At 55.2% G+C, this 13431-nt stretch carries 9 protein-coding genes; 4 read left to right on the forward strand and 5 right to left on the reverse strand.

The features are described 5' to 3' along the window. Nucleotides 1–94 precede the first annotated feature (94 nt). From pflB to WBG83_RS04905, 3 genes are all read right to left on the reverse strand, one after another. The gene (gene pflB / locus WBG83_RS04895; RefSeq protein ID WP_336743407.1) at nt 95–2374 is read right to left on the reverse strand and encodes a formate C-acetyltransferase; all 2280 of its coding nucleotides are present in this window, start codon (nt 2372–2374) and stop codon (nt 95–97) included. Nucleotides 2375–2442: 68 nt separating this feature from the next. Continuing rightward, nucleotides 2443–5055 (reverse strand): bifunctional acetaldehyde-CoA/alcohol dehydrogenase, encoded by a 2613-nt coding sequence (gene adhE / locus WBG83_RS04900; protein WP_336743210.1) that lies wholly within the window; start codon nt 5053–5055, stop codon nt 2443–2445. Nucleotides 5056–5175: 120 nt separating this feature from the next. Next, nucleotides 5176–6453 (reverse strand): class II aldolase/adducin family protein, encoded by a 1278-nt coding sequence (locus tag WBG83_RS04905; protein WP_336743211.1) that lies wholly within the window; start codon nt 6451–6453, stop codon nt 5176–5178. 377 nt (nt 6454–6830) lie between these two features. On the opposite strand from WBG83_RS04905, the gene WBG83_RS04910 reads away from it, so the two are divergent. Next, nucleotides 6831–7907, forward strand: a complete 1077-nt coding sequence (locus tag WBG83_RS04910; protein WP_336743212.1) for an acyltransferase family protein — start codon at nt 6831–6833, stop codon at nt 7905–7907. Nucleotides 7908–8044: 137 nt separating this feature from the next. Here the strand turns inward: WBG83_RS04910 and mgrA are convergent, their stop codons facing one another. After that, the gene (gene mgrA / locus WBG83_RS04915) at nt 8045–9034 is read right to left on the reverse strand and encodes an L-glyceraldehyde 3-phosphate reductase (RefSeq protein WP_336743213.1); all 990 of its coding nucleotides are present in this window, start codon (nt 9032–9034) and stop codon (nt 8045–8047) included. 126 nt (nt 9035–9160) lie between these two features. Here mgrA and WBG83_RS04920 point away from each other — a divergent pair, with 126 nt between their 5' ends. Beyond that, entirely contained in the window at nt 9161–10033 is an 873-nt protein-coding gene (locus WBG83_RS04920) for an AraC family transcriptional regulator (protein WP_336743214.1), read from the forward strand. Between the two features lie 207 nt (nt 10034–10240). Here WBG83_RS04920 and WBG83_RS04925 read toward each other — a convergent pair whose 3' ends face one another. Beyond that, complete coding sequence (locus tag WBG83_RS04925) at nt 10241–10651, reverse strand: c-type cytochrome (RefSeq protein ID WP_336743215.1); 411 nt, start codon at nt 10649–10651, stop codon at nt 10241–10243. A 246-nt stretch (nt 10652–10897) separates the two neighbouring features. Between WBG83_RS04925 and WBG83_RS04930 the strand changes: the two genes are divergently transcribed. Further along, nucleotides 10898–11665, forward strand: coding sequence for a gluconate 2-dehydrogenase subunit 3 family protein (locus WBG83_RS04930; RefSeq protein WP_336743216.1), 768 nt, complete (start codon nt 10898–10900; stop codon nt 11663–11665). A 23-nt stretch (nt 11666–11688) separates the two neighbouring features. Further along, nucleotides 11689–13413, forward strand: coding sequence for a GMC family oxidoreductase (locus tag WBG83_RS04935; RefSeq protein ID WP_336743217.1), 1725 nt, complete (start codon nt 11689–11691; stop codon nt 13411–13413). Nucleotides 13414–13431: the final 18 nt, after the last annotated feature.

Raw genomic sequence — 13431 nt, forward strand, 5'->3', positions numbered from 1 at the left:
TGCATCCAGGGACAACAGGCCGCTGCTTCAAGTATTCCTGTCTCTTAGCACGCGGCTCAGTCCCGGACTTCTTGTTTCTGGCCTTCATTTCTTTTTAGATAGCGCCGTGGAACGTGCGGTTAATAACATCCAATTGCTGCTCGCGGGTAAGCTTAATGAAGTTCACGGCGTAGCCCGAGACACGGATGGTGAGCTGCGGATAGTTCTCCGGATGCTCCATCGCATCAAGCAGCTGCTGGCGTTCAAATACGTTGACATTCAGATGGTGACCGCCGCTGACAGCGTAACCGTCAAGCAGAGATACGAGGTTCTTCACTCGCGTGCTCTCTTCCTTGCCGAGCGCCTTTGGCACGATGGAGAACGTATTGGAAATACCGTCGAGGCTTTGCTCATACGGGATTTTGGCTACAGAAGCCAGAGAAGCGAGCGCTCCTTTGCGGTCACGGCCGTGCATCGGGTTCGCGCCCGGCGCAAACGGTTCGCCCGCCCGTCTACCGTCCGGCGTGCTGCCGGTTTTTTTGCCGTACACGACGTTGGAGGTAATGGTCAGCACAGACATCGTCGGCAATGCATTCCGATAAGCATGATGCTTGCGCAGACGGTTCATGAACGACTCCGCCAGCTCGACGGCGATGCTGTCTACCCGGTCATCGTTGTTGCCGTACTGCGGATAATCGCCTTCGATTTCAAAATCCACGGCAATGCCCTTCTCGTTGCGTATCGGCTTCACCTTCGCATATTGAATCGCGCTCAAGCTGTCGGCGACCACGGACAAGCCGGCGATGCCGCAAGCCATGGTACGCAAAATTTCCCGGTCATGCAGCGCCATCTCGATCCGTTCGTAGCAATATTTATCGTGCATATAGTGAATTACGTTGAGGGTATTCATATACAGCCGCGCCAGCCAGTCCAGCACCTGGTCGTACTTGGCCTTCACTTCTTTATAATCCAGCACCTCGGATGTAATCGGCGCAATGGCCGGCCCCGCTTGAATACCCAGCTTCTCGTCTACGCCCCCGTTGATGGCATACAGGAGTGCCTTCGCCAAGTTCGCACGCGCCCCGAAAAACTGCATTTGCTTGCCAATCCGCATCGCGGATACGCAGCAGGCAATCCCGTAGTCGTCCCCGTAGTGCGGGCGCATCAGGTCGTCATTCTCATACTGAATGGAACTGGTTTCAATGGAAACCTTGGCACAATAGTTTTTGAAGTTTTCCGGAAGCTTGTCGGACCAGAGCACGGTCAAGTTCGGCTCCGGCGCCGGACCGAGATTGTACAGCGTATGCAGGAACCGGAAGGAGCTGCGGGTCACGCGGGTTTGTCCGTTCAGGCCCATGCCGCCGATGGATTCCGTCACCCAAGTCGGGTCGCCGCTGAACAGCTCGTTATAATCCGGCGTCCGCAGAAATTTCACAATACGCAGCTTCATGACGAAGTGGTCGATAATCTCCTGCGCTTCGGCTTCAGTAAGCGTGCCCTCGGCGATGTCCCGTTCGATATAGACATCCAGGAAGCTGGACACGCGCCCCAGGCTCATCGCTGCGCCGTTCTGCTCTTTAATGGCAGCAAGATAGGCAAAATACAGCCACTGCACCGCTTCTTTAGCCGTAGCCGCCGGCTCGGAAATATCGAAGCCGTACGAAAGCGCCATGCGCTTCAGCTCATCCAGGCTGCGGATTTGCTCCGAAATTTCCTCCCGCGCCCGAATAACCTCCTCAGTGATGGTATCGACCTCCAGCTGCAGCAAATCCTGCTTCTTGTCCGCAATCAGGCGGTTGACCCCGTAGAGAGCGACCCGGCGGTAATCCCCGATAATACGTCCGCGGCCATAAGCATCAGGAAGACCGGTAATGATTCCGGCTTTGCGGGCGGTCCGCATCTCGGTCGTATATGCGTCGAAGACGCCCTGATTGTGCGTTTTGCGGATTTCCGTAAACAGGCGATCCATGTCCTCCGGCAGCTTATAGCCGTAAGCCTCGCAAGCGTCTGCGGCCATGCGGATGCCGCCGAACGGCTGAATGGAGCGGCGGAGCGGACGGTCGGTTTGGACACCGACGATTTGTTCCTTCGCCTGATCGATATAGCCGGGAGCATGGGACGTAATCGTAGACACGGTGTTTACATCAATATCGAGCACGCCGCCTTTTTCCCGCTCCTGCCGCAGCAGCTCCCTGACCTGAAGCCACAGATCCGATGTCGCTTCCGTAGGGGGAGCGAGGAAAGCCTCACTCCCGGTATACGGAGTAATATTCGCTTCAATGAAGGAGTTGACATCAATTTTTTTGAGCCAGGCTCCCCGCTTGAAGCTTCGCCAAGGCGCCTTGCCGGATTGCGGAAGCGCCGGATTGGAATTCGTTACTTGTTCTTCCTTCATCACCATCTGGTGAACACCTCCAAGTGAAGTTATACAGGGTGCAGCATGGTTGTTATGACAAGACGCGATTACTCGAATTGCCCGTAGAACGCCTTGCGGTAAATCCCCGCAAGCTCCTTCACTAGCGGCATACGCGGATTCGCCGTGGTGCACTGATCCTCGAAGGCGCGGTCCGCCAGCTCCTCGACCCGGCCTTCAAACGTCTGCGGGTCGATGCCCAAATCCGCAAATTTCTCCGGAATGCCGAGCTTGGCATTCAGCTGCCGGATCGCGTCAATCAGGCTGGCTACCCCTTCCTGCGGCGTATCGGCCGGGAAGCCAAGGAATCGCGCAATTTCGGCATAGCGCTTGTCAGCAACAAAGTGATCATACTTCGGAAACGACGCGTACTTCGTCGGCTGCTGCGCATTGTAACGGATAACGTGCGGCAGCAAAATTGCATTGGTCCGGCCGTGCGCAGTATGGAATTCGCCGCCCCACTTGTGCGCCAGGCTGTGGTTAATCCCCAGGAAGGCGTTCGCGAAGGCCATGCCGGCGATGGTTGAAGCATTGTGCATTTTTTCCCGGGCTGCCGGATCGGCTGTGGCGAATGACTTCTCCAGGTTCTGGAACACAAGCTGTATCGCCTTCAGCGCCAAGCCGTCGGTAAAATCGTTCGCCATAACGGAGACATAGGCCTCAATCGCATGTGTCAGAACGTCCATTCCAGTGTCAGCCACTGCGGTTTGCGGCAGGGTGTATACATATTCCGGGTCCACGATCGCCACATCAGGAGTCAGCTCGTAGTCCGCCAGCGGATACTTCGTATGGCCAACCTTCTTGTCGGTAATGACCGCAAATGAAGTCACCTCGGAACCGGTTCCCGATGTCGTCGGAATCGCCACGAATTTCGCCTTGCGCCCAAGCCGCGGATACTTGTATACCCGCTTGCGAATGTCCATAAACTTCTGCTTCAGGGATTGGAAGCTCGTATCCGGGTATTCATAGAACAGCCACATCGCCTTGGCCGCATCCATCGGGGAACCGCCGCCGAGCGCGATAATGCAGTCTGGCTTGAACGAGGCCATCAGCTGTGTTCCCCGCTCCACCGTGTCGACCGAAGGGTCCGGCTCCACATCGGAGAATACCTCCACGGAAACCGGTGTTTTTCGCTTGCGCAGGTAATATTCCACCCGCTCTACATAGCCCAGCTTGACCATAGCGGCGTCCGTGACGATCAGCACCCGCGAAATATCCGGCATTTTCTCCAGATACTGCGTGGAGCCCTTCTCGAAATATACCTTCGGCGGCACTTTAAACCACTGCATGTTTACCGTCCGGTAAGCGACCCGTTTAATATTGAGCAAATTCACCGCCGTAACGTTGGAGGTAGTCGAGTTATGTCCGTAAGATCCGCACCCCAGCGTCAAGGACGGCAAATTCGTATTGTAAATATCGCCGATAGCCCCATGGGTAGAAGGCGCGTTGACGATGACGCGGCCGGTCTTCAGCTCTGACGCAAACCGGTCAATCACAGCCTGATTCGTCGAATGAATCACGGAGGAGTGGCCCATCCCGCCGTAAGCAACCACTTCGGCCGCCCGGCGAATGCCCTGCTCGCCGTTCTTCACTCTGTAGCAGGCCAGCACCGGACTCAGCTTCTCGGCTGACAACGGGAATTGCTCCCCGACACCCGCCAGCTCGGCGACCAGGATTTTCGTATCGGCCGGGACAGTTACTCCCGCCAGTTCGGCAATCTTCACGGCCGGCTGTCCGACGATGACCGCATTGACCGCACATTTCTCAGGATGGATGACGAGCCGGGAAACTGCATTCGTTTCTTCTTCATTTAAAAAGTAACAGCCTTGATCCTTCATCAGCTTTTTGGCTTCGTTATAGATAGCTTCTTCCAGAATGACCGCCTGCTCGGATGCGCAAATCATCCCGTTATCGAAGGTCTTCGACAAAATCAGGTCGGTTACCGCCTGCTTCAAATCAGCGCTTCGTTCAATAAAGCACGGGACATTGCCGGGTCCGACGCCAAGCGCAGGCTTGCCTGTGCTGTAGGCCGCCTTCACCATGGAAGAACCGCCGGTGGCCAGCACCAGAGACACGTCTGGATGGTTCATCAGCAGCTGGGTTGCCTCCACCGAAGGATTCTCAATCCACTGAATGCACGCCTCCGGCGCTCCCGCCTTCCGGGCCGCTTCCCGCAGTGTACTCGCCGCAGCGACACTGCACTGCTGTGCGGACGGATGGAAGGCGAAGACGATGGGATTCCGGGTTTTGACCGCAATCAGTGCCTTGAACATCGTGGTGGACGTCGGGTTCGTGACCGGAGTAACCCCGGCTATGACACCGACAGGCTCGGCAACCTTACGGTAGCTTTCATAGGCATTCTCCTCAACAATTCCAACCGTTTTGTCATACTTGATGCTGTGGTAGATGTACTCCGTCGCGAACAAATTTTTCGTAATTTTGTCCTCATACACACCCCGGCCGGTCTCTTCCACGGCCATCCTGGCCAGTACCATATGCTGATCGAGGCCGGCCAGCGCCATCTGCTGCACAATATGATCGATTTGCGCCTGATCCAGCTCCATAAAGGCCTGCTGCGCTTTTTTGGCCTCCGCCGCCAGACGGTTTACCTGCTCTTCTGCAGAGCCTGCCTCCACCTTCACTACATTCGCTCGCATCGCCATCCCATCGCCTCCCTTATAGGATACCATCCTTACAACTCCATGTTACTTTTTTCACAAGAGCAGGAATATGATGAAAATCACAGGCGCAGCTTTTTTCAAGAATGACCACGCCAATCCGGATTACAATTTGAAGGCGACATGAATTTCCTGAATTTTGTCATGATGAATCGGGACGATGTCTCCCAAGCACCGGGCCGATATGATAGCCTTGGCGCTGTACTCCGCCACCTCCAGCCGATCGAACGCCTGCAGCAGGCTGCCGCCGGTGACGATGACGCAATCGTTATGAGCCAGCACAATCGGGGTATCCTTCGTGAGCGCTGCGGCGATCTGCTTCGGCTCCAGGAACGTCGTCCCATAGGGCAGCTTCGGGATGTTCCGCAGCAAAATATAGCTCTCCGGAATGATTCTCGAATCAAACGGCGCATCCGTAACGGCAAATGCCATGATGCTTGGCGGATGGGCGATGAGAACCGAGTTCACATGGGGCTGGGTTTCATAAATATGCTGATGCAGCAGCACCGAGCGGCTTGGTGTTTTGCCAGCCTCCTTCCGCCCGCCGCGAATGGCGACCAAATCCTGCGGCTCCAAATAGTTGCGATCCTCATCAAACGGCGTAATCAGGAAGGAATTGCCGTCCAGCCTTTGCGAGAACGTTCCCTGTGTGCTGGTAAACAGACGCTGCTCATACGCCCGCCGAATCAGCTTGCACATTTCTTGACGCAGTGCCTTCTCCTGGTCTTCCACTCCGGCCGGGCTGAATTCCTCCAGCTCCGCATTTTGCTTCAGGCCTGTTCTGTCAACCGCCACCGAAACCGGCTGCCCTAAACGATGGGCTTTAATTTCCAGTCTGGCGCAAAAATCAAAGGTCTCGAACCGCTTGAACGCCTCGAACAAGTCCAGGCCCCCGACGACAACTCCGTGGTTTTCCAGCATGACGGTATTGATGCCTCGCGCAAATACAGAAGCGATATTGTCCCCCAATTGAACGCTTCCGGGAAGCGCGTATTCCGCCATCCCGACCTCTCCGCAGATGTAATAATCATTGGGCAGTATCGATAAATCCGGTATACGGCGCACGATGCTGAACGCGACCAATGCAGGCGGATGCGCATGAATAACCGCTTGAAGGTCCGGGCGCGCGCGGTAAATCAGCTGATGAAACGGGAATTCGCTGGACGGCTTATTCAAGCCGACGACCGTTCCGTCAGCCAGAACGCAAACCATGTCTTCGCGGGTAAGCGCCCCTTTGTCCACACCTGCCGGGGTAATCCAGATGTTCCCCTTCTCATCCCGGACGGATAAGTTTCCGCCGGACGTTGTTGTCATGCCGTACCCGTAAATCCGTTCCATCATCATCAAAAGCTGCTCTGCCGGATGCATGTGCTTCAGCTGCATAAATGGTCCCTCCACCATGGTATTTGAATCCATCTCATCTTTCATGTTTGAATCAACGCTTGTTTAGTTCTGTTTATGACTGTTTTTCTTGATTTAATTGTACTTCTTTCCTTTCGATTTCTATGTGATGTTTCGCACACCTGCTGCATGAGTTTTCGGGAAATGCGTAAAAAGAATGCCGGGGGAAAATGGGAATCTGCTCGGGTGCTGCTGACAGCCCTGACTGGATCATCATAATTACAAGCAGAGTTGTGAAAAAAATCACTTATTCCTGCAGGCTTCGGATGTATGCTTATTGTATACATGGAGCTGCTTCAGCAACATCTTCAGCCGCTTGCGGCTCTGCACTACTTATCCCCCGGAAAGCTGGAATGCAAATGACAACCCCGGTTACCGACAGAAATGAAGTGTTCTTTCTCAACACGCGGTTTTATTTGATTTTTCTGGTTGTGCTTGGCAATTTGCTGCTTCCCGTCCTCACGTCCGATGCGGGAACCTATGCTGTCGGCTTCACCATTTTTACGTTCCATATTCCTGTTTTTGTGCTGGTGACCGGCTTCTTCTCCAGACGCTTCCCGGAGAACCCTGACCGCTGGGGCGTCATTGTCAAAATCGGCTGCCAATATGTCATCTTCCAAACGCTGTATGCGGTGTTGGACTGGATGTTTTTTCAAACCTCCGGCACGATCTATTCCTTCTGGGCGCCATATTGGATGCTGTGGTTTCTGTTCAGCCATGTGTGCTGGAAGCTGCTGCTGCTCCTGTTCGTCCGCTTCAAGCATCCGCTCGTGCTTGCTGTCGCACTGGGCGTGCTGGCAGGCTATTTGCCGGTGGATGGCTTCTGGCTCAGCCTGTCGCGTACGTTTGTCTTTTTCCCTTTTTTTGTCGCAGGCTATTATTGTCCCGTGGAGAAGCTTCGGAAGCTGGCCCGCAGTCCGGCGGTTAAAATAGGCGCAGCCCTCTGGCTGGCCGCCCTGCTTGCTGTCCTGGCTTCATCCCCGCTTCGGCTGGATATCGGATGGCTGCTTGGCAGCATTACCAATGCCGGCTTGCAGCGGCCGGAATGGTACGCCGGAATATACCGCCTTGGCATTTACGGCCTGGAGGCAAGCGCTGGTTGCGCTTTTCTGATGCTGCAAACGGACCGGGACAGCCGAATCACAGACTGGGGCAAGCGCTCCGTGTATGTATTTTTGCTGCACGGGCTGGCCATCAAGCTGCTGTCGGCTGCCGGAGCATATACGCTTGCACAGCGCCTGCTTCCTCTTTCGGTGCTGCTTCCGGCGGCTGTTGTGCTGACGCTGCTGCTGGTCCAGCCGTGGGTCGCCCGGCTGACACACGCCGTTATTGAGCCTGATCCCGCGATATTGCTGCGTTTCAGCCTGTTCAAAGGCTTGTCCTTCCGGCTGCTCCCCCGCAAGCCTTCCAAGCGCCTGCGCATCCCGGGCAAATAAGGATAGAAAAAAGGCGTGTCCTCCCCATGTTCAGCCGAACATCGGTAATGGACATGCCTTTTGAGATTCGCTTTGCCTTTGTCACGGCGAGCACGTGCTGCTTCGCTGCATGACACCAGGCTGAGAATCACGCGCTTTTACCGCAAAATATGTTCAATCGCTGCCAGCTCATCAGCGCTAAAGCTGACATTGTTCAAGGCAGCCACATTGTCATCAATTTGGCTGACCTTGCTGGCCCCGATCAGCACGGAGCTCAGTCGGCCCACATGCAACGCCCAGGCAAGAGCAAGCTGGGCAATGGTCTGCCCGCGATCCTGAGCGATCTTTTGCAGCTTGCGGACCCGGGACAGCATATCTTCTGTAATCTCGGATGTATTCAGGAAGACGCTGCTTCCAGCTGCGCGGGAATCGGCAGGAATACCGTTCAAGTAGCGGTCCGTCAGCTTGCCCTTGGCCAGCGGGCTGAACGCGATTGAACCGATCCCTTCTTCCTCCAGCACCTGCTGCAGCCCTTCTTCCAGCGTACGGTTCAGCATAGAGTAACTCATTTGATGGATGAGGCAAGGCGTGCCCAGACGCTTCAGAATCGCTGCGGCCTCGCGCGTCTGCTCCGGACCGTAATTGGAGATGCCGACATAAAGCGCTTTTCCTTGCCGTACAGCATGATCCAGCGCGCCCATCGTTTCCTCCAGCGGCGTATTCGGATCGAAGCGGTGCGAGTAGAAAATATCAACATAGTCAAGCCCCATCCGTCTCAGGCTTTGATCCAGGCTGGACAATACATATTTCCGGCTGCCCCATTCCCCGTAAGGCCCTTCCCACATGCGATAGCCGGCTTTGGTCGAGATAATCAGCTCATCACGGTACGGCGCCAGGTCCTGCTTCAGCAGACGTCCGAAATTTTCCTCTGCCGATCCCGGGGGCGGTCCGTAGTTATTGGCAAGGTCAAAATGCGTAATCCCCAAATCGAATGAACGGCGTACCATATTCCGTCCATTCTCATACAAGTCCTGATCGCCGAAATTGTGCCACAGGCCCAGAGATACAGCCGGAAGCTTAAGCCCGCTTGTTCCGGTACGGTTATAGATCATGTCGGCATAACGTCCTGGGTTCGCTGCATATGTCATAATCTCTTCCTCCTCAGTCATCTTTCTTACCTAGTTTATCATAACAAGAATCGTTTCATTATGTTCTCAGGTTTGCGTTACATGGTATAATGTCTTCAAATTCAGGCAAGAGGACGGTAGCGTATTATGAGCGTCAGACGATACATTACATGGGAAGGGGCCGCCAAAAGCTCGGGGGATCTCCGTTTCTACTACGCAGGCCAGGAGGACTGCGCCCCCGGCCATTTCTGGGGTCCGGGCATCCGCGATCACTTCAAATTCCATTATGTCCACCGGGGCGCAGGCAGTGCCCAGCTCGGCGATAGGACCTATACACTGCGCGCAGGCCAAGGCTTCCTGATTGTCCCGGGACAGGTCGCCTTCTACCAAGCGGACAAAAGCGATCCGTGGACGTATTCCTGGATTGCTTTCGGCGGGGAGCAGGCGGAGGAGCAGGTCAGCCGGACCGGCTTATTGGCTCATCCGATTTTTCATGCGCGGGGGAACGTTTGGTTCGAAACCTTGTTTGATCAGGCGGTCAAAATCCAGGGCAGTGAAAAAAGCCGCGACCTTCGCTTTCAAAGCCTGCTTTACCGGTTTCTGGGCGAGCTGGTCGATATGGGGCCGCACAACGCGGAGCCGACCTCCGCCGGCGCGTCAACTCACCCCAAGGCCATTTATGTGGCCCAGGCGATGGAATTTATTCATATGCACTACGCGGAAAAAATCAGCATCGGCGATTTGGCCGAGCTGGTCGGCATCGATCGGAAATATTTATCCACGCTGTTCAAGGAAATTACCGGTCAATCTCCGCAGGCGTTCCTGCTGCAGCACCGTATGAATCAAGCCTGCGAGCTGATCAGGCATAGCATGCTGACCGTTGCGGAAATCGCCCGCTCGGTCGGCTACTTAGACCCGCTGCTCTTCTCCAAAATGTTCAAACGGACCGTCGGCATGTCCCCCCGCGCCTACCGCCAGCGGTACAACGGAAAGGAACGTATCGGCGCTGAGGATTTGTAGATAGACCGCCGGCTCCTGCACCGCTCCTTCATGAGCCGGTGAAGCCGCATGCCGTTGCTGACACGCGGCCCCGTCCGCTGCTCCAGCCGGCCGCTCGGGGCGGCCTCTTCAGACAGATACAGAAAACCACCGCGCGCTGCTTCCGGCGTGCGGTGGTTTTCTGTATCTGTCTTTTTTCCATTGGTGAGTCAGCCGTATCCGATAAAGTTATTTCTTCGCAGCGAGCCAATCGGCCAGTGTGCTGATATCCCCGTCGGACAGCCTGCCTTTAAATCCCGGCATGGCGCCCTTCCCGTTGGAAATCAGGGTGACGATTTGGTCCTTGCTGTATTTGCCCCCGACCTTTTGCAGACTCGGGCCGACCCCGCCCTCCAAATTGGCAGCATGACAGCCGATACAGTTGGCTTTGTACAAGGCCTCGCCGTTTCCGCCCGCTGTCGCGCCCGGGCTGGCAGCCGGACTTGTTGTCGTGCCCGGACTGGGGACAGGGCTCGTTGCCGTGCCGGGATTAGCGGTAGGGCTAGGAGTGGGAGCCGCTTCTTTTTTGGTGCAGGCCGTGATGGAGACTGCGGAAACGACCATAAGCGCGGCCGCAGTACAGGTCATCCATTTTCGCATCGTTAAAACCATCCTCCTCATAGTAAAAGGACCGCAGCTGCAAATTGCAGCTGACAATCCGTTTTCCTTGCGTTTTATCCGTCTTAGCTTATCCCGTCTTTTTTCCTTTCATTCAAATCGCACCCTTTGCCCGTTTTCATTCTATTTCATAATCAAGACATAAAACTCCAATTTTGTTACATACTACGTTTCAAACCCGCCAATACACCGTGGTTTCATCATTATGAAGCAAAGGGATGAGTATGGATGAGTGACCAACATAGGAATCAGCCGCAGGACGATTCACGGCGCCGCTTTCTGAAGTATTCCGGCACCGCCATTGGCGGAGCTATCGTAGGCGGGGTCATCGGCGGAGTATGGCCGCGTAAAACAGCCGCCCCCGAGACGCCTCAGCAAACACCGGCTCCGGGAGGAACCGGGACCGCTCCGCAATATAATCAAGCATTGATGTTTTTCAATCAGGAGCAGTTTACGGTGACCGAAGCGGCAGTAGAGCGGATTTATCCGGAGGACGAGAACGGCCCCGGTGCCAAGCTGCTCGGCGTCGCATTTTACATCGACCATCAGCTTGCCAGTCCATGGGGCTTGAACGCCAAGGAATACCGGATGGGACCGTTCGGCAAGGGCGAAACAACACAAGGCGAGTATGCTTCCATCAAGCGGCATGAGCTGTTTACGATGGGGCTGCAGGCCATGCAGGATGTTAGCAAATCCAAGTACGGCAAGCCGTTCCCGGAATTATCCGGTGAGGAGCAGGATGAGATTTTGAAAATGCTGGAAAAAGGGGAGCAGGTCGTCATCAGCGAGATAACGACGAAAACCTTCTTTAACCTGCTGCGGCAGATGACGATTGAAGGGGCCTATTCCGACCCGATGTACGGCGGCAATCTGAATATGCAGGGCTGGAAAATGCGTAAATACCCGGGCAATCAAATGAGCTATACCGCCATCATCGACAAGGACTTCACAGTCGTTGAGCCCAAGAGTCTCCATGAGCATTTAGCCGGACATTAATTTAACCGAAAGGAGCCATCCATATGGCCACCAGAATGCCAAAGGTCCCTGTCGTCATCGTCGGGATGGGCTGGGTAGGCGGGATTATCGCCGCCGAGCTGACCAAACAGGGAATAAAAGTTGTCGGGCTGGAACGCGGCAAGCCGAGGGAGACCAAGGACTATTATATGGTCCACGATGAACTGCGTTATGCCCAGCGGTACGAGTTGATGCAGGACTTATCCAAAGAAACCATTACATTCCGCAATACAGAGAAGCTTCAAGCGCTTCCGATGCGGGAATACGGCTCCTTCCTGCTGGGTGAGGGCGTCGGCGGGGCCGGAGTTCATTGGAACGGCCAAACCCTGCGGTTTCTGCCTTACGATTTTCAAATTTACAGCAAAACCGTGGAGCGCTACGGCAAGGCCAAAATTCCGGAGGGCATGACCATCCAGGACTGGGGAATCACCTATGACGAGCTGGAGCCTTACTTCGACAAGTTTGAAAAAATGGCCGGCATTTCGGGCGGCGATGAGCCGACTGAGCTGCTGGGCAAGCGATCCAGCCCGTATCCGACACCGGCGATGGTTCAGACCCCCGTGCTGAAGCTGTTTGAGGATGCAACCAAAAAGCTCGGCTACCATCCTTACATGTCGCCATCGGCCAACCTGTCCCAGCCGTATACGAACCCGGACGGCATCTCACGGGCACCCTGTCAATATTGCGGCTACTGCGAACGGTTCGGGTGCGAATACGGCGCCAAATCCGACCCGGTAGTCACCGTGCTGCCCGTCGCCCAAAAAACCGGCAACCTGGAAATGCGCCCCTACTCCTTCGTCACCTCCATCCTTAACGATGGCAAGAAGGCCTCCGGCGTCAAATATGTAAACACCGTGACGGGAGAGGAATTCGAGCAGCCTGCTGACATTGTCGTGATGGCCAGCTATTTGTTCAACAACGTCCGTCTGCTGCTGACCTCCAAGCTGGGCAAGCCTTATGACCCGGCAACAGGGCAAGGCGTAATCGGAAGAAACTACTGCTATCAGGTGCAGGGCGGACAGGCCACCGGATTTTTTGATGATAAGGAGTTCAACCTGTTTGCCGGGGCCGGGGCTCTGGGGATGGAGATTCCCGATTTCAACGGGGATAACTTCGACCATTCCAATCTGAATTTCATCCACGGGGCGGGCATTCGTATTTTCCAAACCGGCCAGCGGCCGATCTCATCCAACTCCGTACCGGCGGGAACGCCATCCTGGGGAGCGGATTTCAAGAAAAAATCGCTGTTCTATGCTAATCGTGTGGTAACTGTATCCAACCAGGGGTCCAACATGCCGTTCCGCCACCATTATCTGGACCTGGACCCGACGTATAAGGATGCTTACGGCCTGCCGCTTGTGCGGATTACATACGATTTCGAGGACCAGGATCGGGAAATGGTGAAATTCATGGCGGTGAAGGCGAAGGAAATTATGACCGAGATGAAGCCGACCACCATCGGCTCCTCCGATCAGCTCAAGCCCTATAACATTGTCCCGTATCAATCGACGCACAATACCGGTGGTGTTGTGATGGGGGCCGATCCCTCCACCTCCGCCGTCAATTCGTACCTGCAAATGTGGGATGCGGAAAACGTCTTTGTCATCGGCGCATCCGCGTTTGCCCACAACAGCGGCTATAATCCGACTGCTACCGTCGGAGCTTTGGCTTACCGGGGGGCGGAAGGGATAGCCAAGTATTTAAAGCAGGGCAGCGGCTCCGTCCTTTAGCCGTAAAGGAGGCGGCTC

This window comes from Paenibacillus sp. y28 (assembly GCF_037137075.1).
Classification (GTDB): Bacteria; Bacillota; Bacilli; order Paenibacillales; family NBRC-103111; genus JBBBNV01.

Bases quoted from the DNA above. Each gene is read 5' to 3' on its own strand.
- adhE (WP_336743210.1), bottom strand. From the start codon at position 5,055: ATGGCGATGCGAGCGAATGTAGTGAAGGTGGAGGCAGGCTCTGCAGAA.
- WBG83_RS04920 (WP_336743214.1), top strand. From the start codon at position 9,161: ATGAGCGTCAGACGATACATTACATGGGAAGGGGCCGCCAAAAGCTCG.
- WBG83_RS04925 (WP_336743215.1), bottom strand. From the start codon at position 10,651: ATGCGAAAATGGATGACCTGTACTGCGGCCGCGCTTATGGTCGTTTCC.
- WBG83_RS04905 (WP_336743211.1), bottom strand. From the start codon at position 6,453: ATGCAGCTGAAGCACATGCATCCGGCAGAGCAGCTTTTGATGATGATG.
- WBG83_RS04930 (WP_336743216.1), top strand. From the start codon at position 10,898: ATGAGTGACCAACATAGGAATCAGCCGCAGGACGATTCACGGCGCCGC.
- mgrA (WP_336743213.1), bottom strand. From the start codon at position 9,034: ATGACATATGCAGCGAACCCAGGACGTTATGCCGACATGATCTATAAC.
- pflB (WP_336743407.1), bottom strand. From the start codon at position 2,374: ATGAAGGAAGAACAAGTAACGAATTCCAATCCGGCGCTTCCGCAATCC.
- WBG83_RS04935 (WP_336743217.1), top strand. From the start codon at position 11,689: ATGGCCACCAGAATGCCAAAGGTCCCTGTCGTCATCGTCGGGATGGGC.
- WBG83_RS04910 (WP_336743212.1), top strand. From the start codon at position 6,831: ATGACAACCCCGGTTACCGACAGAAATGAAGTGTTCTTTCTCAACACG.